Annotated in this window: 20 protein-coding genes and 1 tRNA gene; 6 read left to right on the top strand and 15 right to left on the bottom strand. The window is 52.3% G+C overall.

Annotation, left to right across the window (positions count from 1 at the left end; all coding sequences use genetic code 11):
* The coding region (locus tag ACTCIA_RS07180) for a restriction endonuclease subunit S (RefSeq protein ID WP_463001124.1) at positions 1–1,212 on the bottom strand (1,212 nt) is incomplete at its 3' end.
* Positions 1,188–3,635, bottom strand: coding sequence for a type I restriction-modification system subunit M (locus ACTCIA_RS07185; protein ID WP_463001125.1), 2,448 nt, complete (start codon positions 3,633–3,635; stop codon positions 1,188–1,190). The genes ACTCIA_RS07185 and ACTCIA_RS07180, both read right to left, overlap by 25 nt.
* A gap of 184 nt (positions 3,636–3,819) precedes the next feature.
* On the opposite strand from ACTCIA_RS07185, the gene ACTCIA_RS07190 reads away from it, so the two are divergent.
* The gene (locus ACTCIA_RS07190) at positions 3,820–4,077 is read left to right on the top strand and encodes a hypothetical protein (RefSeq protein ID WP_463001126.1); all 258 of its coding nucleotides are present in this window, start codon (positions 3,820–3,822) and stop codon (positions 4,075–4,077) included.
* A 65-nt stretch (positions 4,078–4,142) separates the two neighbouring features.
* Here ACTCIA_RS07190 and mcrC read toward each other — a convergent pair whose 3' ends face one another.
* The 3 genes from mcrC to ACTCIA_RS07205 all read right to left on the bottom strand — a co-directional run bounded on the left by mcrC (position 4,143) and on the right by ACTCIA_RS07205 (position 8,301).
* Entirely contained in the window at positions 4,143–5,243 is a 1,101-nt protein-coding gene (gene mcrC, locus ACTCIA_RS07195) for a 5-methylcytosine-specific restriction endonuclease system specificity protein McrC (protein ID WP_463001127.1), read from the bottom strand.
* Positions 5,244–7,424: an AAA family ATPase gene (locus ACTCIA_RS07200; RefSeq protein ID WP_463001128.1), complete on the bottom strand. Its 2,181-nt coding sequence runs from the start codon at positions 7,422–7,424 to the stop codon at positions 5,244–5,246. It lies immediately after the preceding gene.
* A gap of 184 nt (positions 7,425–7,608) precedes the next feature.
* A complete protein-coding gene (locus tag ACTCIA_RS07205; protein ID WP_463001129.1) occupies positions 7,609–8,301 on the bottom strand; it encodes an SOS response-associated peptidase in 693 nt (230 codons plus the stop codon).
* Between the two features lie 220 nt (positions 8,302–8,521).
* Between ACTCIA_RS07205 and ACTCIA_RS07210 the strand changes: the two genes are divergently transcribed.
* Positions 8,522–8,830 carry a hypothetical protein gene (locus tag ACTCIA_RS07210; protein WP_463001130.1) on the top strand — a complete coding sequence of 103 codons (309 nt, stop codon included), beginning with the start codon at positions 8,522–8,524 and terminating at the stop codon, positions 8,828–8,830.
* Positions 8,831–9,499: 669 nt separating this feature from the next.
* Here the strand turns inward: ACTCIA_RS07210 and ACTCIA_RS07215 are convergent.
* From ACTCIA_RS07215 to ACTCIA_RS07230, 4 genes are all read right to left on the bottom strand, one after another.
* The gene (locus ACTCIA_RS07215; RefSeq protein WP_463001131.1) at positions 9,500–11,161 is read right to left on the bottom strand and encodes a hypothetical protein; all 1,662 of its coding nucleotides are present in this window, start codon (positions 11,159–11,161) and stop codon (positions 9,500–9,502) included.
* Positions 11,162–11,193: 32 nt separating this feature from the next.
* Positions 11,194–11,613 carry a helix-turn-helix domain-containing protein gene (locus ACTCIA_RS07220; protein ID WP_463001132.1) on the bottom strand — a complete coding sequence of 140 codons (420 nt, stop codon included), beginning with the start codon at positions 11,611–11,613 and terminating at the stop codon, positions 11,194–11,196.
* A gap of 406 nt (positions 11,614–12,019) precedes the next feature.
* Positions 12,020–12,096, bottom strand: a tRNA-Lys gene (locus ACTCIA_RS07225).
* A gap of 77 nt (positions 12,097–12,173) precedes the next feature.
* On the bottom strand, positions 12,174–12,917 hold the full coding sequence (locus ACTCIA_RS07230; RefSeq protein WP_463001133.1) for an RNA 2'-phosphotransferase: 744 nt from the start codon (positions 12,915–12,917) through the stop codon (positions 12,174–12,176).
* Between the two features lie 168 nt (positions 12,918–13,085).
* Between ACTCIA_RS07230 and hemL the strand changes: the two genes are divergently transcribed.
* Positions 13,086–14,372, top strand: a complete 1,287-nt coding sequence (gene hemL, locus ACTCIA_RS07235; protein WP_463001134.1) for a glutamate-1-semialdehyde 2,1-aminomutase — start codon at positions 13,086–13,088, stop codon at positions 14,370–14,372.
* A gap of 14 nt (positions 14,373–14,386) precedes the next feature.
* A complete protein-coding gene (locus tag ACTCIA_RS07240; protein WP_463001135.1) occupies positions 14,387–15,829 on the top strand; it encodes a UDP-N-acetylmuramate--L-alanine ligase in 1,443 nt (480 codons plus the stop codon).
* 30 nt (positions 15,830–15,859) lie between these two features.
* Here ACTCIA_RS07240 and ACTCIA_RS07245 read toward each other — a convergent pair whose 3' ends face one another.
* From ACTCIA_RS07245 to ACTCIA_RS07260, 4 genes are all read right to left on the bottom strand, one after another.
* Positions 15,860–17,608, bottom strand: coding sequence for a long-chain-fatty-acid--CoA ligase (locus tag ACTCIA_RS07245; protein WP_463001136.1), 1,749 nt, complete (start codon positions 17,606–17,608; stop codon positions 15,860–15,862).
* 96 nt (positions 17,609–17,704) lie between these two features.
* Positions 17,705–18,007 (bottom strand): hypothetical protein, encoded by a 303-nt coding sequence (locus ACTCIA_RS07250; RefSeq protein WP_463001137.1) that lies wholly within the window; start codon positions 18,005–18,007, stop codon positions 17,705–17,707.
* Positions 18,008–18,019: 12 nt separating this feature from the next.
* Positions 18,020–18,787, bottom strand: coding sequence for an enoyl-CoA hydratase/isomerase family protein (locus ACTCIA_RS07255; RefSeq protein WP_463001138.1), 768 nt, complete (start codon positions 18,785–18,787; stop codon positions 18,020–18,022).
* Between the two features lie 169 nt (positions 18,788–18,956).
* Entirely contained in the window at positions 18,957–19,361 is a 405-nt protein-coding gene (locus ACTCIA_RS07260) for a DUF4168 domain-containing protein (RefSeq protein ID WP_463001139.1), read from the bottom strand.
* A 378-nt stretch (positions 19,362–19,739) separates the two neighbouring features.
* On the opposite strand from ACTCIA_RS07260, the gene ACTCIA_RS07265 reads away from it, so the two are divergent.
* Positions 19,740–21,245 carry an ATP-binding protein gene (locus ACTCIA_RS07265; protein WP_463001140.1) on the top strand — a complete coding sequence of 502 codons (1,506 nt, stop codon included), beginning with the start codon at positions 19,740–19,742 and terminating at the stop codon, positions 21,243–21,245.
* Positions 21,238–22,614 (top strand): sigma-54-dependent transcriptional regulator, encoded by a 1,377-nt coding sequence (locus ACTCIA_RS07270; protein ID WP_463001141.1) that lies wholly within the window; start codon positions 21,238–21,240, stop codon positions 22,612–22,614. The genes ACTCIA_RS07265 and ACTCIA_RS07270 overlap by 8 nt, the downstream gene beginning before the upstream one ends.
* Positions 22,615–22,770: 156 nt before the next feature.
* Here ACTCIA_RS07270 and ACTCIA_RS07275 read toward each other — a convergent pair whose 3' ends face one another.
* Together ACTCIA_RS07275 and ACTCIA_RS07280 are read right to left on the bottom strand one after the other, a co-directional pair.
* A complete protein-coding gene (locus ACTCIA_RS07275) occupies positions 22,771–22,950 on the bottom strand; it encodes a molecular chaperone TorD family protein (RefSeq protein WP_463001142.1) in 180 nt (59 codons plus the stop codon).
* 426 nt (positions 22,951–23,376) lie between these two features.
* Positions 23,377–24,336 (bottom strand): electron transfer flavoprotein subunit alpha/FixB family protein, encoded by a 960-nt coding sequence (locus ACTCIA_RS07280; protein WP_463001143.1) that lies wholly within the window; start codon positions 24,334–24,336, stop codon positions 23,377–23,379.
* Between the last annotated feature and the right edge of the window lie 62 nt (positions 24,337–24,398).

The raw sequence follows: 24,398 nt of genomic DNA on the forward strand, positions 1-24,398 counted from the left end.
TTGTTCTTTGACACATGGAAGCGCCATCTCAATGTTTGCGATATGTTGGCGATTGGTTGCGAGGACCTTTGTCCCCGCAGCGAGGCGCTTTAGAGTATTCAAAACTTCCGGGCAGAATTGGAGATATGCCTTAAATCCGTCAGCGAGAATGGTTTTGTCAAACCTTGCTCCAATCGTATGGAGGCCAGCGACCATACCACCCTCGGGAATGGATTCTATTTCTACAGATTTCCCCACTCCACTGAGATCCTCGGATGCATCAACGAAAACCAAATCACCAACCTGGAGCCGATCCAGAAGTCGTACTCTTTCACTCGCTATGCGGGGCACTGGAGTATTATTTGAATTTAATCGCACTGCGTCATTCATGTGAATATCACCATAATGAAGATAGGCAACAGGTCCATCAGTGTTAAGTTCAGAACGAGAGTTCGATCCAGTTTTAAGAAACCGCATGTAATCCGCCAACCTTTTCGTCTCCCACTCCTCGTTAAACCCCGGCAAACGGGTCTTACCGGTAAGGAGTTGCTGCATGGCGGCCTGCTTGATGGCTCGCTTCTTGGCGATCAGGGCATCCAATGCTCCAAGCAATCCATCCACATCAGACAAGGCCTGGGCGATGACATCCTGTTCATTGATTTGCGAAGGCAACGGGAGTTTGATCATCGCCAGATTTCGGGCACTGATATGGACGACCGCATCGCCTTGACCGTAGCGGGCTTTCTGTTGTGCAACAATCGCGTGATTGAGCAGGTGTCCAAGGAAAAGAGAGTTCTGTTTCAAGGGGCGTAGAACGACAATATCGCCGCCTGCATAGGCTTCTTCCTTACCAAGGTATGCGACACACTTACCAATCTCTTCAACAGTCTCGCCTGACCCTGCGAAAAGCAAATCGCCGGTCTTTAGCGGTAGGGAAGTGGCTGCGAAGGATTTGGGGATATGTGATTCAGGCGAGCAGACGTAGTTGTCATAGCAAGTGTAGAGTTCACCGTAACGGATACAGGGGACCCCTTCGTGGGACACATCATCACGCTTGATGCCTTTCCCCTTCATGAATGCGCCAAGTTCACCAAGCGACACAACATCCCAGTCCTCCGGAATCACCCCCACCTCAGTCCGCTTATACCCTGGCGGCACATCCTGCCTTTCAGCTGTATCTGAAGAATCAGAATTCGCACCATTGACTTTCACGGGTTCTTTGCTCGTAACCATTCCAACCCCATCTGCTTCAGGTGCCCCTCAACTTTCGAAGCCAATGCCTCAACCTCTTGCTCCAGCTCAGGCAGAGGCCGGGCGTAGCGTTCTTCCAGCTCCTTTACCCGTCCGGCGAGCTGCTGGGTCAGCCGCTCCACCTCGCTTTCAATGGCGGCCTGGATGCTTGAAAACCACTTGTCGTCAACCACCAGCGTCTTGATATCAGTGTCGGTGAGTTCACCGTAATGTGCCAATACCTTCTTGTCCAGCGCGGCCCGGGCATCTTTTAAAGCCTTTGCTGCCTCGGATTCAGCTTCAATAAGTTCCATGCAGCGAGTTAGGGCATCTCGTTCCTCGTCACTTTCTGGTTCTCCTTTCAGCTGTTTCAGGCGCTCCTTTACACCAGTCTTAGTAATCTTTCCCTTATCATTGGTGGCATCGGCCAAAAGGCCCTCTTCAGCCGTGTGCTCTTCAATAAACTCCTCAAGCTCTCTGGCAGCAGTTTCTTGCCGGGCCTGTAAGTTCTCGATGGCGGCCTGCTCGTCTTTGAAATAGCGCACCACAATCAGATCAGGCGGTATCAGATCCATTTTGTATTTCTTGCGGCCGATGGTAAGGTCCGGGCTTTCCTTTATCTTTCTTTCCTTGTCTTCGATGATACCACGTGGTTTGGCAGCCTCGGCCCATCCTTCTCCGGCGATCAAATAGACATCATCTTGCATCACCTCGGCCCAATAGTCCATCAGCCGCTGGTAAACATCATAGGGGCTTAATAGCGGCAGGTCAGCAAAGCGTGTGAGCAGGTCTTTTGACAGGTCGTAGATGACAGTCTTGGGGGCATCGCCCAACTTGAGGTCTCTCAGGCGGGCCTCGTGGGCTTCCCTCCAGGCGCTGTAAATTTTGTTGACGCTTTCCGCGTAGGCCTTGAAATCGGCATGCGCCAAAATGGTGGCCTTAACCTGTCGGGTTTCAATCCGGGCCTCGCTGTAACCGGCCCGGCCGTTGTCCCTGAACAGTGCCTCTCGCAGCGCTGGAAACACGTCCCAGTACTCGTTCAGTGCATCGATATCAGAATTGGGAATGCCGCCGTTTAAATGGGCGGCTATATCATGGACATCTTCAGGTTCGTTGGAATCAATATAGCGCGGGATATTGAGGTTGAAGTCATTGGCAGGGCTGGCAATCTCAGCCGTTGGCACCATACGGGAGTAGCGTGGCAATTCAAGCTGCCGATTGAATGTGTCCACAATTTTATGGATATCTTGTGAGCGCAGGCGGTTCTTGTTGCCGTCCTTTATAAAGCTCTTGCTGGCATCAATCATGAAAATACCGGTTCGGGCATTGGCATGCTCCTTGTCGATGACCAGTATACAGGCAGGGATGCCTGTACCGTAAAACAGGTTAGCCGGCAGCCCTATGACGCCCTTTATAAGTCCGCGCTGAATCAGATTCCGACGGATATCGGATTCCTTGTGCCCCCGGAACAATACCCCGTGGGGCAAAATGATGCCCCCCTTGCCGGTGCTCTTCAGTGATTTGATAAGATGCAGCAAGAAGGCATAGTCGCCGTTTTTTGCGGGCGGAATACCATAATCAAAGCGGCCGAATTCGTCGTTAGCCGGGTCCAGTCCGTTGGTCCAGGACTTTGCAGAAAAAGGCGGATTGGCAACGGCAAAGTCAAAAGTCTTGAGCCCACCGCCCGGGTTCTTGAAATAAGGGGCTGACAAGGTGTTGCCCCGCCACAACTCGGCAGTGGCGTATTCGTGGAGGATCATGTTCATTTTTGCCAAGGCCCATGTAGCGTTGTCGTTTTCCTGGCCAAAAATGCTCATGCCTTGAGGGGCTTCGTAGGCCGCTCGCAGCAGCAAGGAGCCCGAGCCGCAGGTGGGATCATATACGGTTTGGTCTTGGCGTGTATCCGGGCCGATGCCGATCACCTGTGCGATGACACGGGACACTTCGGCAGGGGTATAGAATTGCCCCTTACTCTTGCCAGATTCTGTGGCGAAGTGCCGCATCAGGTATTCGTAGGCGTCACCCAGCAGGTCGTCCCCGTCAGCCCGGTTGGCCCCCAGCTCCAGCTTGTCAAATATAGAGACGAGTTTTGATAGCCGGTCCTGCATGTCCTTGCCGGAACCGAGCTTGGTTTCATCGTTGAAGTCCGCCTGGTCAATAACGCCTTTGAGATCGTTGGCCTCGGCAAGACGGCCGATGATCTTGTTTATTTTGTCGCCGATCTCCTTGTCGCCCTTGAGCGCTACCATGTCGGCGAAGCTGCCGCCCTCGGGAACTTCAATAAGCGTTTCCTGTTTATCTGAGACATATTTCATGAACAGCAGCGTCAGTACATAGTCCTTGTACTGGGATGCGTCCATGCCGCCGCGCAGTTCGTCGCATGATTGCCACAAGGAACTGTAGAGTTGGGATTTTTTCAGTGCCATGGATAAGTTTTCCTGTTGTAATACGGGATGATTCTGGTCGAAGCCCGAGTTTGTTACGGGCAAATGGATCATATCGGAATTGTTATTAAATGGAACCGTGGAAAAAAAATATGTTACCAGAAATAAAGGATTTTATACAAGCCTATTTCGTTGATACCGATTTTTAATAGCAGGGTATGGTTGCATGGAAAACAATGAAACGGTCCAGGTGGAATGTTATAGTGGATACAAGGCCAATGAGCGGCCAGTGGCCTTCATCTTCCATGGGGAGCGGTTGGAAATATCAGAGATCCCGGATCGGTGGTATGAGGGCGGTATTGAACACGACAGACCGATTGTTGATTATTTCAAGGTTAAGGCGGATGGGGATGTTTTTATTCTCCGCTATGAGTCAGAAACAGACACATGGTCTGTACTGATTCCGATCAGTTCTGACACATAGCCTTTCTGATGTTGCTGAAAGATCAAGCGGCAAGTATAAGATTTGATAAGAATATTTCCAGCCAGCTAACTCAGCACAACCTCAAAAAGCTGCTTTCGTATCTCGGATGTATCCGCAGCCAAATCAACGGTGGCAAAGCGAATGCGGTGCCCCTGAATAACCACTTCCTCGTCAATCATGGAACCGACAGCTGGATGCAACAATAACCCTTCAGCATTGAGGGAAGCGGGATCAATCGCGTCTTCCTGGGTGCGCAAATAAGCGTACATCTGGTAGAGGTACTTGGAATCAACCTTTTTTTGCTGGTAAGCATTGAGCGTCAGGATGCGGGCGAACTTCGTGTCGATTATGATACGTCTTGATGTATTTTTATCCTCAAGGACGATATCGGTCACCATCCCCGGAAGGATTTGTTCGGCGCCTGGCGAAGCCTCCGATACAGGCCAGCGTTGAATACCCCCAGGTTTGACACGCCAACTCTTCGGCCCCAGCGTAACTTCGTAAAACCCCGCTACAGCTTTCTCAAATAGATGCCGTAGCCAAGTCTCTTCGCGGGAAGGGCTCAATAAGGTTTCGTTTTTTCCTTGTTCTGTCGGGATTCTCAGGTCGAACGCGAGCTTTGCAGCAGCAACCATAGGTCGATCCTGGAGATCGTGCCGGCCAAATCGTTCATTGCAAACCATGCTTCGGGTTGGAACCGACCCTGTGACACCACACTGCTGGAGCCGGGAAGCAAACATCCGGCATCGCCGGCGTAAGTCCTTTGTACCAGCAAGGCCAGCCAAATGAAACAATGCCCCTCGCACATACCTATTACGGGGCGTATTCATCGTGAGATCCTGGTAACGGCATGCCACCTTGCCACGTTGAAATAAGCCAAGCCGTTCAGTGCGAAGCATGTCCACTTGCCCGCGAACTCGACTACGGATTGATTCCTCGCTGACATAGCCTTGGTTCAGGTTCTGCAATAGTCGGCGATCAACGGCATGGCATAAAACCTCGGCAACAAGGTCCGGCAACTCATCTGGCTGCTTTTCCGTACCAACTTTATATTCCCCTGTGTAACGAAAAAGTTCCGATGCATAGAACATGAGAAGCCAGATGTTCCGGATGGGGATTCCACTGCTACTTTGCCAGGGCGTAACAGTAGTTAAAGCGGGTTGCATTTACCAACCCTCCAGGAGTTTATCAACCTGCTTCATCGCTTCTTCCGTCCGATCAAACCAGTATTCTTCCAAGAGAGGCCCTATCTCAGTCTGAACGACGTCTCTGAACCACTGCCTTGCGTCTGTACCGATTTCTCCGCCGGCCCGAGGCGTAACATAGCTGTGCCCAACCCGAAATTGTGGCCCGAGAGCGTCATCGTTCGCGATGGTATCATTCAAACGCAACATTCGCGCTCGAATATCCTTAATATCTTCAATTTCGAAGCCGCCATGTAGCATTGCCCAATTTGCCCAGGTATCATTGAACTGGGGCTCCAGTTCAAAAAATGCAAACCGTCGGCGCAACGCCAGATCCACGAGCGCCAGAGAGCGGTCGGCGATGTTCATGGTCCCGATGACATAAAGATTCGTGGGCACGTAAACATAATCTTCGTTTTCATGCATGTGGCTGAGTCGCATTGCTTGGTCTGGTGCACGTTTAGCAGCTTCTAGAAGTGTTAGCATTTCCCCAAATATTTGAGCTGGGCTGCCACGATTGATTTCTTCAATCACTATTACAAAGCGGGAATCTTGATTCTCCCGCGCTTTGGATATGGTTTGCATAAGTGGCCCATCGACAAGATCAAGCGTACCAGTTGCCGAGGGGCGCCAACCGCGGACAAAATCCTCATAGGATAGAGTCGGATGAAATTGGAGTGGGACCACCTGGGCAGGGGCCCGGGTACCAATTAATGAGTATGCAAGCCGTTTGGATAGCCAAGTTTTACCAGTACCAGGCGAACCCTGTAGGATTATGTTTTTTTTCTGGACCAAACGCTTGAGCATGCGCTCAAGATCGTGCCTTGGGAAAAAACAACCTTCTTCCACAATATTATCTATCGCATATGATTTCGGAGGATCTGATGTCGTATCCGAGGGGTCATGCTCAGGTCCGTTTTCTGGGGTAATGGGAATTTGTACTGCTTGAAATGAAAGTTCTGGAAAGCTTCGAACAGAAAACGCATCATCCTCGAAACGACCCTTCAGATCCTCCACCAAATCGAGATATTGAGCGCCGCTCAGTTTGTCGTATTGATGCCCAAGATGAACGTCAACGCCAAGTTTTTTTTCTATGTATGCCCGGGTATTTTTATCCAGCGGCAAAAAATCCCATGGTCGAATCCAATAGAGTCCGATACTTAGATTCCAGCCTACTCCTCTTTGCTGTACTGTCTGGTCATAAAGATTGGCAAGCATTCCTCGCGATCCCTGGTCTTCTTCACCGTCGGCATAAGACAGAGCTGCATGAAATATCGCCCAAAGCCGATCAATGTCATTTGGATCGCGGTTTTCTTTGTCAGCGAAAAACCATGATTTCTGGCTGTTCAGAACAGGCACGCCGGCGAACCCTTCGGGAACCGGAAGGTCGAGCCCAATCAGTTTTGCCAGCGCAGCAGCTATGCTGCGGCGATTATCCACAGTACCGCCGCGATTGAAAGCACCTATGAAGGTGAATGGACAAATATCATCGATGATAAATCTTGAATCGTCTGGGCCTTTTTCATATAAATATCCGAGATTTGGAACTTGTCTTGATTCCGAAAGTTCACGAAGACCGTCCAATAATCCACTTCGGCGGTTTTCGAAATCCATAAGTCGAGATGCAAAGGCTTCATAGAACCCGGTCCAGGCAAAACGGGAGTCGGGCGTTGGTCCATCGCCAAATCGGTCCTTCCAATAGGGCTCATTGCGAAAAAGGTCAATGTCCTGATCCTCTTCTTTAAATGCAAATGCTACCAATGCCTTGGAATACCATCGATTTAAATTAAGCTTCCAAACAGAGGTTCGGCCTGTGTAGAAATACCACTCCCTTGGCGGGTCATACCGCTCCTGCCAATCAACCTTGACTGTTTCTCCGTCTCTGGGGTTCTCAGTGATTTCGCCTACAGCCTTGATCGCCATTACAGATACGGGCCGCCCCCGGTTATCAAAAGGCAGATTGTTTTTTCTTACATAGGCCGCCTTGATAGCAATTTTATCGCCCGGTTGCATCGATAAAATATGGTCCTTATATTTATTCGGCTTTTCGCCTCCAGGCCAGTATTGCCAGAAGCCACCTGTTACCATTTCGTCTGTCTTGTCTTCAGTTGCTCCAATGGCAGCCCCAACAAACCAGTAGGTCGGTTCCGACTCATTGCTCATTAAAAACTCCTTTATAATATCTTTTTGCATAATGCTGCATTTCGGGTGGTGATAAAAAAAGTCCCCTGCAAAGTCAAAAACACCGTAAGCAAGCATCCTATTTTTAAATCGAATATATCAGATAATAGGCCGGTGGTCCATGAGCAGGAAGGGAGGGGTGCACCACTTGTTGATCAGGCACTATTTATAAAATCCCCACCTCCACACCAACCGGCTCAATATTCCCCGCCTCATTATTCCGCACCGCATTGACCTGCTTGGATACCGGATAAAAAGTAAAATCAGTAACCGCCCCAGAAGACAAAATATCCAGCAGAGGCTCAACCCTATCCTTGCCAGGCTCCATCCATGCCTCATACGCCTCTGGTGCCAAAACCACCGGCATCCTATCATGTATTTTCCGTAAATCCCCAGCAGCCTCCCGGGTAATAATCGTGCACGAGCGATATACATTGCCGGGCTCGGCCTTGTCCTGCCAGGTCTCCCATAGCCCGGCAAAGGCGAATGGTTTTTTATCAGGTAATGTAATAAACACCGGCTGCTTTTGACCCTTTGCCCCGTACCACTCATAAAAGCCGTCTGCCGGGATCAGACATCGTCGTTTTTTGAAGGCTTCCCGGAAGGCCGGCTTGGTGGCAATGGTTTCCTGGCGGGCGTTGATCATCTTGCTGCCCATCTTGGTGTCTTTTGCCCAAAACGGCACCAGGCCCCAGTGCAGCTTGTCCAGGATGTGGAGCCCTTCTTGGTGGATTACAGCGAGCACCTCCTGAGTCGGCGCTACGTTGTAATTGGGCTCGGATTCACATGCTACGTGGTCGATGGGGAAATGGGATTTGATTTGCTCAATGTTGCTGTATAGGGCGTATCTGCCGCACATGGTGCCTCCAGTGTTCTTAACGGATGATTATGCTTGAGTTTTCCATAATCTTCAACGTTCTTTCCAAAAAAACATTTTTGTTGCCTGCACAAATCCGACAGAAGAAAAGTTCAATAAAGACCTCCATCCCGGAATATTTTTTCTTGCAAGGGGAGGTGTTTTTGTTACGATTCATCCTTTTAACTGCCATAAAGACGTTTGCCAATATAAAGGATGTGACATGAAATTATCAGTCGGAAATTCTGTTAAAGTCAACTCAGGGGTCATTGATCCGGATTTTGATTTTGATATCAGTGGATGGCAGGGCCGTGTCGAAGAAATATTTGATGGCGGATTGGTTCTTATCCGATGGGACAGCGTGACATTGGCCAAAATGCCGCTGGGATTGGTCATCCAATGCGAAAATGAAAATTTTGACTGGGAGTTAATGGCACTTGATGGAGCGGACATTCACGCTGTCCGGGAGCGGGACTCAACAGCGGATACGGCAAACGCAGCGATGCGGATAACATGTCAAAATCATGGATGATTCCCATCTTGATGACGATTAGGGTGCGGAAAGATCCCGGCTTATGACAACCGAAAATTGACCAGGTGGCTTATCACAATGGAAAAAGACGTGTTCAAACCGGTCACGGTGGAATGTTACAGCGGATATGCACCAATGAGCGGCCGGTAGCATTCATTTATCAGGATAGACGATGGGCAATCTCAGAAATACTGGACCGATGGTATGAGGGCGGTATTGAGCCAGGTAGGCCGACAGTTGATTATTTCAAGGTCAGGGCGGATGGTGAGGAATTTATTCTCCGGTATGAGGCAGAAACAGATGAATGGTTCGGAATGACAGCTTGCAGCTGATCGTGTGTATATCAGGAAAAAGCTGCGAAAGCCAATGGGGATGAAAAATATTGCAGACATGGTTTCAACAGGAAAGGCCAATGACAGACCGTTTAAATAAAAACATATGGAAAAATAATTTTTTGATCGAAAAAATGCGATTTCCAGGTTAAAACCTTAACACCCCCGCGAATACTGATTCTCGGAGCTAAAAAGCAATGGTTGCCAGGTTAAAACCCCACGGGTTTTAAAAAGCATAACGTTTCCGGGTTGGATTTTCTCAGAAAAAAAACAAAAAACCAGGCGGTGACAGGATTTTCCTGTCTTTGCCTGGTATTTTTCTGGTTTTGTCGCCCATCTAATGTATCATGGCTTTATCTGGAATCTCATCAGCGACTTCATCCTCTGCCTGATTATCATTGGCTATCAACCGAAGTTCCCAGTTTACCCAGCCTTCATCAACAGGGCCTTCTGTTTCCAGGTGCAGGTCGTACAGAGCGTAAAGATCCCCGTCCTTATCCCACCTGGGATCACCAGTAAGCTCGTAAGGCGTTGGCAGGCTTTTTCCGGTAACGATGCGGATATAAGCTATCCCGCTATGTTTAGCTGTTTTCAAGGCGCTTATATCATCAAACGCCTTCCCGTTTTCATCGCACCATGTCACCAAGCCTTTTTTGATAGTCGATTCTATCCAATGTGAAATGGCAGGGCTCGAAACTCCGGCTTTTTTTGCTAAAGCTCCGGGAGTTATCCTTTTTGCGGTTTTGATTATCTCGACCCGGCTTTCCGTGGTTTCAGATTCGTCCTTCAAGCTTTCGGCAAACGATGTTTCTATCAACTGGTAGGCCATTGCATAGTCGGCATATTCAGCGATCAGTTGGTCAGTCTCGTTTGTTTTGCGTTGGGCCTGGTGAAGAACAGCCATAGCCTTTATTGTCGTAATAACCCTGCCAAAAGACCGCCTTGCAGCTACAGGAGGATTATCAGGCAACTTATAGAGCAGATCCATGGAGAACGGAATAACTACCTGCATCGGATCAAGTAAATCGTGAAAATACTGCCAGGTTTCTATGATCTTGCCATCAATATCGTTTCCAACACCGGCCGCATTGGCTGCGAGTTGCTTGAGCACTCTGCTTGTCTGCAGCGTCGAGGTGTCCGTATATATTGTAAGGATGCGATCATCGAGCTGCTGTTCAAGGCCTTCCTTGATGGTTGTCGTCAATAGGGAAATGGGGCCTTCAAGTTTGAGGTATTCCGTAGCCCACCCCTCTGATGTTTTGACCTGTCGTTGGTATTCATAGGATCCCTCGGACAAAAGACTGCGAACCACATAGGCCTGGTCAGGATCATTTTTCCCGCGTGCCTCGAATGCTTTTCCTTCGCTGAAAATAACGGCCTTGTGTTTCAACTCGTCCGCCATCATAAGCAGGCCCTTTGGCGATACGTTGCTGAATGTGTGGTATGCTGTTTCCGGGTATATTTTCAGGGATTTCATCATTGTATTGGACTTTCCGCTACCTTGATGCCCTGAGTTTTTCAGTCCCAGATTTTCAGGTTTGCCATTTTCAAAGGTTAACAATCGACTGTCAATTGTGATCAAGGTAAGGGCGATGTTTTTTCTCTCCCCTGCGACACCGAGCTTGTTTACGAGATCGATCTTTTTTCTGAAAAGCTGCGGGTCCTGTGACATGTGCACTGCAGCTTTTACAATTTCCGGGTCCGGGGTCAAAGTTTCTGAAGTCGGGATTTGGCACCCATCATCGTAAGTAAAGGGGGTTTCAGCGGATTGAATTTTCAGTATGGCTTCGTCAATCAATTTGGTTATCGCTTTTTTTGAAGCGGCGTTTGTGCGTTTTTTTATAAGGGTGCAGTAATGGTCTATAATCCCCTTATCACAGTCAACCAGTAGCTGAATGATATCATTTTTAATGACCTCTGCAGCTTCTGGGAAATTTTGAGGCAGTTGTCCGATTAAGTCGTCTATCTTTTTGATTTTGTCATGTTCTTGGTTTTTCATCGTTTGTGCTCCTTATCCGTCCGGGTTCATGATTACACTTGATGCCCAGGACCTTTCTCTTCATTTTGTTCCTTGTCCTCAGTGTACTGCTTAATCCCGTCAAGCAGGCTGGACTTGGATTTTAGAAGAGGGGACAATAAGCTAAGGCTTGCCCCCAGAACACCCATGGCCCCAAAAAGCATTCCAACAAAAGCTGCCACAGCAGGGAGCCCACCTTCGGAGTTCAAAGTTGACTTGATGGTGTTTACTGCCTTGGCATCTTTGCCGATGGTAAGCATCTGCTCAGCTTTTTTTCGGTGAGCGCCCTTGGGTTCCAACTCTCCACGTTCCCATCGGGCAACGGTGTTTTGTGAAACCTGGAGTAGCCTTGCCCAGTCATTTTGACTGAGACCGAACTCCTGTCTGAGTGCCTTGAGTTTCTTGCCAATGTGTTCTTTTTGGTCCTGTGTCATTTTGCCATTCCTTTCCATTTACCAGGTACCCGGGCAGGATTTTTCGCACCTGTTGTTATGTGCAAATAAATATACGAACGTATGTGCAAATGTCAATACGTATTTTAAAAATTTTTTGAAGAATCGAGCATTTTTTTGTGCGAAATTGCAAGTGGGGTTTTTAGGGATGGTTAGCTTAAGCGTTTCTGATAAGGCTTTATATAGATAAGGGATAAGCGAGAATGTAGGAGATAGTTTGTCCTTATAAAATTAAAAAGTTATGTTTGATTGTTTTGTTTGTCACTCAAATATATTGTTAATATTATCAATATATTTAATAAGTTGTACAAAATTCATACATCGCTCATACAAATTTAAAAAAAACAAAAAAAGGGCTTACGGAAAAACCGTAAGCCCTTGATTTTACTGGTGGGCCGTGAAGGAATCGAACCTTCAACCTACTGATTAAGAGTCAGTTGCTCTGCCTAGTTGAGCTAACGGCCCGGGAAATTAAAAACAACTCTATAGCCGTGTTGCCGGAAGTTGTCAATGGATTTTTTACGGGCTTCTGGCCGGGGTCCTTATCTGCGGCGTTTTTCCCTGCGCTCCTGTTTCCAGGAAATCTGCTTTTTCTTTGCCTTGCCGGGCTTTTTGGGCTCCGGCGGGGCCGGGATGTCTCTGGGGTCAACCGTGTAGGTTCCGGCCCGGGCCTTTTGCCGGTATTGCTCGGCACTGTCTTTGGTTTTTTCCTGGTTTGCGGCTTCGGGTATTTTGGGCATGGCCGGGCCTGTAAAGGTTTCAGGGGGGAGGGCTTCGGCCAGATAGAGGTGCTCGCCAAACCGGGTGAATTCAATTTCCCGGGCTGCGGTTTTGGTGGTGTGGATGGTGAGCACCACCGGCTGGTTGTCTTTTCGACGGCCCAGTTGTTCTGCGCTTTGGTGATCTGCTGTGCACTCCACCGGGCTTTCTTTTGTCGCGCGCAGTCCCTTTTCTTTGACCGCAGGATAGGCCTTTTTGCGTATGGCGGTATACAGCAGCCTGGGCAAATCCTTGCAGGGCCGGACGGCCGGGAGTTGATCCCGGTTTTTGGCCCGGATGCGGTTGTCTGCGATTTCCACGGGCGGATCCGGGTCCACGAGCAGGAGCTCATTGAAATGGCTGCGGCGGATATGCCGCCATTTGTCGGTTTCCGAAAGGGCTTTGAGCAGTTCCTTGATGGTGACAAAGCCGTCCTTGTCCGGGATGAGGCCGAATTCGTCGGGCCGGCGCTCCAGGATGTAGGCCAGGATTCGGGAAAAGGGCTGCAGCTGCTGTTTGGGAGTCATGGCTTTATAAGGGAAAGATTGTTTTTGGCAAAAGTGCGCAAATTGGCTCCTGGTTCTTTTGCTGCGGTGCTTGACCGGTATGCCGGTCTTTGTTATTGTTTGTACCTTTAAAAATGCAGCCGTGTCAACCGGATTTAAGCGGCTGCCGGCTATGCAAAAGGGGGATAAATGAAATCAGATCCAAGATCCTATCGGTTGTTCCAGCGGGCCCGGGAAGTGATTCCCGGCGGGGTCAACAGTCCGGTGCGCGCCGGCAAGGCCGTGGCCCAGGACCCGCTGTTTATCGAAAAAGGCGACGGCTGCCGGATTTATGACGTGGAGGGCAGCGAATATATCGATTATGTCTGCTCCTGGGGGCCGCTGATTCTCGGCCACCGGCACCCGGAGGTGATCAAGGCGGTCCAGGACGTGCTGGCCCGCGGGGTGAGCTTTGGCGCGCCCGTGGATCTGGAGGTGGAACTGGCGGAAATGATCGTGGAAGCCGTGGATTCCGTGGAAATGGTGCGCATGGTCAATTCCGGCACAGAGGCCACCATGAGCGCGGTGCGCGCTTCCCGGGCCTATACCGGCCGGGATTTGATCGTAAAATTCGACGGCTGCTACCACGGCCATGCCGATCATCTGCTGGTGGCTGCGGGCTCGGGCGTGGCCACCTTGAATATCCCGGGCAGCCCCGGGGTGCCGGATGCGGTTGTGGCTCACACCCTGTCTCTGCCCTACAATGACATTGGCGCGTTTGAATCCCTGATGAAGGAAAAGGGCGATCAAATCGCTGCTGTGATTGTCGAACCCGTGGCCGGCAACATGGGCATGGTCGCCCCGGAGCCGGGATTTCTGGAAGCCCTGCGCAGGGAAACGGAGAAATGCGGCGCTGTTTTGATCTTTGATGAGGTCATGTGCGGATTTCGGGTGGCCTGGGGCGGGGCCCAGCGGCTTTACGGGGTCAATGCCGACCTGAGTTGTTTTGGCAAGATCGTGGGCGGCGGCATGCCCGTGGGCGCATATGGCGGTAAAAAAGAGATCATGGAGCAGATCGCCCCCCAGGGGCCGGTCTATCAGGCAGGCACTCTGTCGGGCAATCCCCTGGCCATGGCCGCAGGCATTGCCACCTTAAAGCAGCTGCAAAAACCCGGGTTTTACCAGGCCCTGGAGGAAAATTCCGCCCGGCTGGCAGAAGGCCTGGGCCGCATTGCCCAGCGGCTGGGCGTGGAAGTGACCTTAAACCGGGTGGGCTCCATGATGGGCATGTTTTTCACCCCCGGGCCGGTTCGCAATTTCGAGGAAGCCAAAACCTCGGACACAGAGCGCTTTGCCGCCTATTACCGGGCCATGCTGGAAAAGGGCATTTACCTGGCGCCTTCCCAGTTCGAGGCGGTGTTTGTGTCCGCCGCCCACGAAACCGCAGATATCGACGCCACCCTGGCGGCCGCAGAAGCCGTCATGGCCGGGCTCTAGAAAGAGATGGCCTCTTGAAAAATCCGCCCGGTATACCCCCGAAGGTGGCCACAGTGCATTTGATTGCCGTGTGCGGCACCGGCATGGGCGCGCTGGCTGCGGCGTTAAAGGAAATGGGCTATGGGGTCACCGGCTCGGATGCCAACGTGTATCCGCCCATGAGCACCTTTCTGGCCGAGCGGGGCATTGTGGTCAACCAGGGGTTTTGCGCATCGCACCTGGCCTATGGCCCGGATCTGGTCATTGTGGGCAATGCGGTGAAAAAGGACAATCCGGAAGCCGTATACGCCCTTGAAGCCGGGTTGCCTTATTGCTCCATGCCCCAGGCGGTCAATCATTTTCTTGCAGGCGACCGGAAGACCCTGGTGGTCTGCGGCACCCACGGCAAAACCACCACCGCCTCCATGGCCGCGTGGCTGCTGGCTGCTGCCGGGTGCGATCCTTCCTTTATGATCGGCGGCATTGTCAGCAATTTTTTCTCCAATTACAAGGTGGGAAACGGGCCTTACATGGTTATTGAAGGCGATGAGTATGACACGGCTTTTTTTGACAAAGGGGCCAAGCTTTTGCACTACCGGCCGGATGTTGTGATCTGGACCGGCGCGGAATTTGATCACGCGGATATTTTTGATGACATCGAACAGATCCGCTCGGTGTTTCGCACCTATTTTTTACAAATGGGGCCGGACCAGACCCTGGTGGCCTACGGCGCTGATGCCGCAGCAGGCCCGCTTTTGGCCGGCCTGGATTGCCGGGTGCAGACCTACGGCACCCGGGAAGAAGACCACTGGCGCATTGCAGCGGAAAACACAGCGCCGGGAAAAAACGCTTTTTCCCTTTTTTGCCGGGAAAAGCCATTCGGCGGCTTTGAAATGGTCCCGGCCGGGGCTCACAACCGCTTAAATGCCGGCGCTGCCGCGGCTGCCGCAGCAAATTTGGGCCTGTCGGCCGGGCAGATAGCCGAGGGGTTGAAAACCTTTGCCGGAGTCCGGCGCCGCCAGGAGATTCGGGGGGTGGCCGGCGGGGTTACCGTGATTGACGATTTTGCCCATCATCCCACTGCCGTGCGTGAAACCATTGCCGCAATCCGTTCGGCATATCCGCAAAGCCGTCTGATTGCCGTGTTTGAGCCCCGGACCAACACGAGCATGCGAAACGTGTTTCAGCAGGTCTATCCGGATTGTTTTGACAACGCGGATTTGATCTGCATCCGCAAGGCATCCCTTCTCCACAAGGTGCCCGAGGGTCAGCGGTTTTCATCTTTGCAGCTGGCAGCCGACCTGCGGAAAAAAGGCAAAGACGCCCATTGTTTTGATGATACCGGAAAGATCGTGGATTTTGTGGCAGAAGCGGCTGCAGCCGGAGACGTGGTGCTGGTGATGTCAACCGGCGGGTTTGACAACATCCATGAAAGCTTGCTGGAGGCCTTGAAGCATCCGCCGGAACCGGGCCCTTAAAAGCGCCCGGCAGCGGCGGATGCAGGGGGGTTATTCGGATTTCTGGTCCATTTCCTCGTCGCGCAGGACCCGGCGGAGGACCTTGCCAACCGGAGATACCGGAATGTCGTCTCTGAAATCAATGAATTTTGGGCGTTTGTAGCCGGCCATGTTCTGCTTGCAGAACTCCCGGATTTCCTGCTCGGTTACCTGCTCTCCGGGCTTGACCTGGATAAACGCCTTGACCGCCTCGCCGCTTTTGTCGTCAGGTACGCCCACCACAGCCACCAGCTGCACCTTGGGATGCTGGTAAAGGATGTCTTCGATGTCCCTGGGATACACGTTGAATCCGCCCACCAGAATCATGTCCTTTTTGCGGTCCGTGATCACGATAAACCCGTTTTCATCAATATGGGCGATATCACCGGTGAGAAAGTAGCGCCGGCCGTTTAGCTGCCGGAAAACAGCCTGGTTTTCCTCGGGCCGGTTCCAGTAGCCCTGCATGACCTGGGGGCCGGACACGGCCAGTTCGCCGTCTTCTCCCTGGGGCAGTTCGCTTTGGCCGGTTTCCAGGTCCACGATTTTAATGTCGGTGCCGGGCAGGGGCAAGCCGATGGTGCCGATTTTTCGGGCATCCCGGTCCGTGGGGTTGGAGGAGACCACGGGTGCGGTCTCGCTGAGTCCATAACCTTCAAAAATAACGGCGCCGGTTTTGGCCTCAAACTGCTTGCAGACTTCCGGGGGCAGGGGGGCGCCGCCGGAAAAGCATCCCATCAGGGATGTGAGATCGTATTTGTCAATATCCGGATGATTGGTAAAGGCCACAAAAATGGTGGGCACTGCGGGCATAATGGTGGCCTTGTATTTCTGGACGGCTTTTAATACTTCGGAAAAAGGCGGGTTGCCGGCCCGGGGATCAGGCACGCAGATCATTTTGCTGCCGGATCCGGCTGCTGAAAGCATGCACACGGTCAGCCCGAAGCTGTGATACCAGGGAAGGACCCCGAGATAGGTGTGAAATCCGCCTTTGCGCAGTCTTTCAGGCTTGCCGCCCTTTTCGTGCACCAGCCGCCCCCATTCCTCCAGGGCCTTGAGGTCATAGTAGAAATTGACGTGGGTGAGAGCCGCGCCCTTGGGTTTGCCCGTGGTCCCGCCGGTGTAGATGATCAGGGCCAGGTCCTCGGCCGGGTCGATGCTGACCTTCGGCGGTTCGGGCCTGGCCGCGGCCACGATGTCATCAAAACTGTGATGGGAGGGATCATGGCTTTCGGCCTGGGGAATCTTTTTGAGCAAAGAGCCCAGAATGGCCTTTACCTTGGGCAGATACGACTTGATATTGCAGTAGACAACGTTTTCCACGCTGGTGTTTTTTACTGCTTCCACGGCCGTGGGATAAAATTGCGGATGATCCATGCAAAAAACCATCCTCGCCCCGGAGTCATTTAACTGGTAGTTGAGCTCGGATGCCGTGTACAGGGGGTTGCAGGTCACGCAAACACCGCCGGCCTTCAGGATGCCGTGGAAGATGGCCGGGTATTGGGGGATATTGGGCAGAAAGATCGCCACCCGGTCTCCTTTCCGGATGCCTGCGGATGAGAGGAAATTGGCGATCCGGTCTGCGGTGTCCCTGACCTGGGCATAGGTGCGGGTCCCGTCGTTGAAGATCGTGTAGACCTGGTTGGGGTAATCCCTTGCTGCTTCGTCGATTACGTTGAAAAGCGGTTTTTCGTACTCTGCGGTATCGACGTCTGCGGCGACGCCTTCGGGCCAGCGATCAGTGGGCCAGGATGTGGCAACCATGGCAACTCCTTCTTGTGATAATGGGTTGTGGGTTGGCAAAGAAGACTTTTCAGGCAAGTAAACAACGATCAAACTACCATACAAATTTCCGTTTTGTCAAAGAAAACCCGCTTGGGAATCGTATGTTTTGATGCGGCGGATAAAATCACCGGCCTGGCTTTCATCGGTAATAATCCAGACAGGCAGGCGGGCAAACGGGTCCAGGTCAGCACAGGCGCTCTGGCAGCCTTCCACGGCCAAAACCATGGCAACATCCGGGTGATCCGCGGGCAGAAATTCGGCCAAACCGTCCAGTTCTTTTTGTATCCGGGCAACCATGGCCACTCTGTCATAATCGGGCTGGCAGCCACCACAGTACTTGAGCCCGATTTTTAAGGGGAAGATCAGCGGTTTGGTCATTTTTCAGGGATGCTATTTTTTGCGCCTGGCGGCCAGCTGTGCCTGCAAATCATCGATGCGGCGGTGATTGTCTTCGGAGCCGATATAGGAGCGGAAAAGCCATTCCTGGATTTGCATGGCTCCGTCCAGATTCTGGTCTGCAACCATATGGCTGAGCTGCTTGGTTTCCCGGAGGCACTGCCGGTCGTATCCGGCCATGTTTTGGGCGATTTCGGCAACCGGGGCCAAAAGCTCGCCTTCGGCAAACACCCGGCTCACGTATCCCATTTTTTCGGCTTCATCCGCGTCATAGATGCGGCCGGTCAACGCCACTTCCCTGGCCCGGCCCATGCCGATGATCCGCCACAGCGGATCCATGATGGGCGTAAGTGAAAGGGCGATTTCCCTCTGGCCGAATTTGGCCCGCGTGGAGGCATAGCGGATATCACACATCATGGTCAGATCAAAGCCCCCGGCAATGGCCGGGCCGCCCACCGCGCAGATCACCGGTTGCGGGCAGAACAAAATGGCGCGGTAGGCCTGGTGGAAAAGGCGGATATAGGCTTCATTGGAAACTTTTTCAAGTTGGCGGATTTCGTCTAAATCAAAGCCTGCCGAAAAGTAGCGCTCCCCGCCGGTAAAAACGATCACGTTGATGTCCGGATCAGTGCCGAGTTGTGTAAAAATCTCCCGGATTTCTTCAAGCACGTCAGGCGACAGGCTGTTTCCCTTGTCCGGGCGGTTGAGAGTGACAGTGGCAACCTTTCCGGCCACGTCCTTTATAAGGTAATTGTATGGCATTGCGTTTCTCCGTTGCTTGATCAAAGGGCGGGTGTCACTGTAAGTGATTTATCCATTGCATGAATCTGTTGTGGTGTCAAGTCGGCGGCAGGCACAAAAAGGCCCGGCTGGATCACGGGATCCAGCCGGGCCTTTTTTGTTGCGGTACGCAGAAGTAAGGTTTTATGGACTATTTCCGCATTTCCCGGATCCGGTCGAGCAGTTCGGCGCGCAGGTCTTCATCGGTCTGGGCTGCTGTGATGACCTCGTTGTAATCCTCGACGCTCATATCGGTTTGTTCAATGGCATCGGTGATTTTTTTGTTGATTCGGGTCTGGAGTTCCTGGGCCTGTTCAGAGTCTTCTGCCTGGGAGAATTCATCCTGATATTGTTCCCGGATTTTGGTGATTTCAGTGTAGGCCTCGGCGGTTTTTTCGATCCGGGCATCGGAGAAATCCGGGGTTTCTTTTTGCTGCATCTGCTGTTGCTGCTGGCCGGTGTCCTGGCTCTGGGCTGCGGCCGGGGCGCAAAGGAAAAACACCAGCGCCAGTGCGCAGGCAATGATGACATGATTTTTGGAAATGGTGTTCCGCATGAAAAATCCTCCTTGTTGTCATTAATTTTGATGGCACTGTAAAAGTCCAATCTCTGCGTTACGCGCAATTTCTCAGAATTTCACGTACGGCCAAGTACGCTGCATTCTTCGAAATTGCGCAAGCCTTGATCTTGAATTTTTACTGCGCCATCTATAATTAGATTTTTTACGGTTTTCTCAATCTTGGTTCTGATTTTGAATAGAAAGGAGCACAATATGTGCCATTTTGGGAAAACGTCCCTATGTATTCATTGATTTGTCAAGATTACAGGTGTTTGTTAATAAGTCAGAGGTTTTTCGAAATCCGGAAATTGTGTTGACATGCCAAAATGTCATGTATACATATGACACATGTGTCATATGTATCCAATGGAGCCAATGAAAAAAATTGTTTCCGGGTTGGGCCGGGTCGTCCGCAACCTGAGCCTGCGCGGGGCGCTGGTGATCTATGTTCTGGTACCCATGGCGGTGGCCGCCGCATTCGTGGGGCTCTGGAGTCTGCATGCCTTTGAGCGTCAGGTGGAAAAACGGATGCAAAAGGATCTGGAACTCGTGGCCAGGGCCATCAAACAGCCCCTTGGCCATGCCATCCAGCGGGAGCGGGAAGGCAGTATTTCCCAGGCCCTGGAATCGGCTTTTTCCATTGGCCGGGTTTACGGGGCCTATGTCTATGATGCCGAGGGAAATAAAATTTCAACCACGGGCAGACGCGAGCCCGAATCCCGGTCCGATGAGGTCAGCCGTCTTGTAAAAGACGGCGAGCAGCACGGGGAATATGGCGAGGTGGCCGGCAGGGATGTGTATTCCTATTTTGTGCCCCTAACCGATTCCGGGGGCAGGATTACAGGCCTGCTTCAACTCACCCGCCGCCGAAGCGATTTTCAGGAACAGATCCGGGATATCCGCTACAAGGCGGTGTTTATCTTTATCCTGGCCTTTACCGGGCTGACCGGCGTGGTTTTCTACGGCCACCACCGGGCTTTGGGGAAACATTTGAATCGGTTGTCAAAAACCATGACCCTGATTTCAAAGGGAGAGCGCAAGCAGCGGTTTTCGCCTGGCGGACCCAGAGAAATTCTTGCTCTGGGCGTGCATTTCAATGAGATGATGGACAATATCGACCGGGCGGAGCAGGAGATCCAGCGAAGGCGGGCAGAAAAGGAGGAATTGGAAAAAAGACTCCGCCAGGCTGAAAAACTGGCGGCCATCGGCCAGTTGTCAGCCGGCGTGGCCCATGAGCTGGGCACGCCCTTAAGCGTCATCGAGGGAAAAGCTCAGCGGGCTTTGCGCAGCCCGGACATGCCGGCTCCGGCTGCAGACAATATCCAGGCCATCCGCTCCCAGGCCCGGCGCATGGAGCAGATCATCCGCCAGTTGCTGGATTTCAGCCGGCGAAGTGAGCTGCGGCCCAGGCGGGTGAAAATGTCCCGGCTGGTAAGGTCTGCAGCCGCAGCACTAGAGCACGAATGCCGCCGGCTGAATGCGGGCATTGTTCTGGAGGGGGCGGACACACATGAGATGGAGGCCGATTCGGTTCAAATGGAGCAGGTCCTGGCCAATCTCATGAAAAATGCCGCCCAGGCCGCGCCGGACGGTCAGGTTCGGGTCAGCTGGGAGCGGCGGAAAGACCAGGCCGTGTTCTGCGTGGAAGACAGCGGATCCGGCATTGATGAAACCACACGGAAAAAGTTGTTTGAACCTTTTTTCACCACCAAGGCGGTGGGCGCGGGAACAGGCCTTGGCCTTGCCGTGGTTCACGGCATTGTCGAGGCCCATGGCGGGGAGATTCAGGTGGGGAGCAGTTCCATGGGCGGTGCCTGTTTTACCCTCCTGCTGCCGGCCGCCTTGTCCGTTGCCGCCCCTGGAGAGACAAAAGATGAATGATTCCCGGACTGAAGGCCAGAAAATTCTGATCGTGGAAGACGATGAAGGGCTGGCTGATCTGCTGGCCGATGAAATCACGGATGCGGGTTTTGAAGCCGTCTCGGTTGCCAGTGCAGAGGATGCCGAAGTCCGGCTGGTGGATTGGGAGCCGGACCTGGTGGTCAGCGATCTTCGCCTGCCCGGCGCCAGCGGTCTGGATTTGCTCAAAAAAGCTGCAGGCCTGCATGCGCCGCCTGCATTTCTTGTCATCACCGCATTCGGCACCATTTCCCAGGCCGTGGAGGCCTTAAAAGCCGGGGCGGACGATTTTCTCACCAAGCCGCTGGATCTGGAGCATTTTATGCATCGGCTCGTCCGCATCCTGGAAACCCGCCGGCTGCGCCAGGAAGTTGACCGGTTCCGGCAGATTTTTGAATTTGACAATTTTCATGGAATGTACGGCCAGAGCCGGTCCATGCGGATTCTTTTTGATCAGATTCTACAGATGGCCCCGGCCAGCGGGCCGGTGCTCATCGTGGGTGAAAGCGGCACGGGCAAGGAACTGGTGGCCCGGGCCGTGCATGCGGAAAGCGACCGCAGGGACGGTCCTTTTATTGCCGTCAACTGTGCCGGAATTCCGGAAAATCTCATGGAAAGTGAATTTTTCGGCCATACCCCGGGCGCTTTCACAGGGGCCGGCAAATCCAGGCAGGGCCTTTTCGAGGAAGCAAACGGCGGCACCCTTCTGCTTGATGAAATCGCGGAAATGCCCATGGGCCTGCAGGCCAAGCTTTTGCGAATTCTCCAGGACGGCAGCATCCGGCCAATCGGGGCAAACCGCGAAAAGCAGGTGGATGTGCGGATTCTGGCCGCCACCCACCAGGATCTGGAACAGGAGGTGAACAATGGCCTGTTCCGGCAGGATTTGTTCTACCGCCTGGAAACCTTTACCCTCAATGTACCGCCTCTGCGGGACCGGGCCGAAGATATCGAGCTGCTGGCCGGCCGTATGCTGACCCGGTTTGCCACTCAGATGGGAAAACAGGTTCACGGGTTTTCCGACGAAGCCCTGGCCCTTTTGCAGCAATACCCGTTTCCCGGAAACGTCCGGGAATTTCAAAACGCCCTGGAAAGGGCGGTTACATTCTGTACCAACAGCCAAATCAAGCCCGAGGACCTGCCGGCAAGGATCCGGGACAACGCCAAATCCCCGGATGCCATGGCGGATTTTCCCATACCGGCCCGGGGTCCGGACAACAGGCTTCCCACACTTGCCGAGGTGGAAAAGCAGTATATCGCCCATGTGCTGGAAAAAGTCGGCGGCAATAAAAAACGGGCGGCCGATATTTTGGGTGTTGCCAGAAGAACCCTGTACCGCAGGCTTGGGTGAGCACTGATTTATTTTTGTAAACACTGGGCCGGTTTTGTTCTTCGGCGGCCCGGGCCTCGTCCAGCACAAGGCTGCGGGTGACAGCCGCCAGCAGTTTATAAAAACCGGTTTCAGCGCCTTGTTCCATCTTTCCGGTAAAAGGCTCTATCCAGGCGCTTATGTGCTGCCGGACAAATTGATGGGGCAGCAGATCCCGCTGCTGGTGTGGGTATCGTCATCTGCGGCCCGACGGGCGGAATGAAGATAGGCCAGAAATCGGAACTCTGCAATCAGGTGGTCCGGGGGATTGCTGAAATCTTCGGCCATGTCCAGGCTGGTCCGGCGGTATAATACCACTGGAGCGGAGATGCCGGGTTCGGGGATAAAGCAATCCAGATCAGATTGGTCAGGGTGCCGATGGGCCCCAGGTCCAGGCTCTTGCACATCAGCCCGGCCCTTTTTGTCACTGGATAAAAATGTTTGGCCCCGAATACCGTGGGCAGCCAGGAAAGCAGGGTCAATCCCGCAGCGGTCGGGCCAAAAACTGGTATCCTGCCATGGGCAGTCCCCAGCATACCGCAACCTTTTTCTGATGACAGGAAGGGCAGAGATGCCGGCGTTTTCAGCAAAACGGAAGCAACTATGCATATGTGAAATTTTGTAAATGAAAATCAGAACAGGTTGGTATGATATTATGCAGGATGGGGGGCTGCAGGTCCTCTTTTGCTTTTATCACGGTGTCTGTTTTAATTAAATTAAGTCATATCATATCAGAGGCATTCTCTACTCAATTGTGTTTTCTATGGCCGCGATAAGGGCTGGAACGACTTCAAAGAGATCCGCGACCATTCCAAAATCTGCAGCCCTGAAAATTGGTGCATTTTCATCTTTGTTAATCGCCACGATTATCTTGCTGTTTTTAATGCCGGCCACATGCTGCATTGCACCGGAGATCCCGCATGCCATGTAAAACTCAGGGGCTACAAACTTCCCGGTTTGCCCCACTTGCAAATCATTGGGGACCCATTGGGCATCTACTGCTGCACGTGTTGCACCGACAGCGCCCTTGAACAAATCAGCAAGCCTTTCCAGCATCCTGAAATTTTCCGCGTTCCCCAGCCCGCGGCCGCCGGAAATCACCACGTTTGCTTCTGGCAGATCTGGTCGTTTACTTTCTGTTTTTCTGAATTCGATAAAGCGGGTTCTGGCAGGCGGGATGTCAAGATGCAGGGGTTCGATTTCGCTGCTGTTTCCTGCTGGAGTGGCAGGCTCGAACAGAGTCGACCGGACAGTCGCGACCTGGATTTCTGTATGCAGCCTGATTCGGGCCACAACGCTTCCCGCCCACATTTCCCGCTTAAAGCATTCACCGTCAAAACCGATAACTCCCGATGCCATTCCGGCTCCAATACGTGCTGATACGCGGGGCATGAAATCTCGTCCTGTAGTCCCGGCATCCGTGCATATTATAGCAGCATTGCAATGTTCGGCCACTTTTGAAGTTACGTATGCCCAGGTTTCAGCTTTATATTTTTCAAGAGCAGGGTCGTTCACGAGGTAAATACGATTCGCTCCGTAAATTATCAGCTGTTCTGCAACTTCCTCAACTTTATGTCCGATTATCAGTAAATTCAGCTTATACTTTAGCATTTCGCTTGCATCACGACCGAATGTAATTGTCCTAAGGGTCCTTTTACTGGGCATTCCCTCCTTGTGCTCTGCTACTATCAGTACTGCTGACACTTTGGTTTCTCCTTTAAAGCTCAATTTGAAAACGCCTTGTGCCGGGTAACAAAACCATTGAA

The sequence above is a fragment of the Desulfosalsimonas sp. genome (assembly GCF_055149105.1).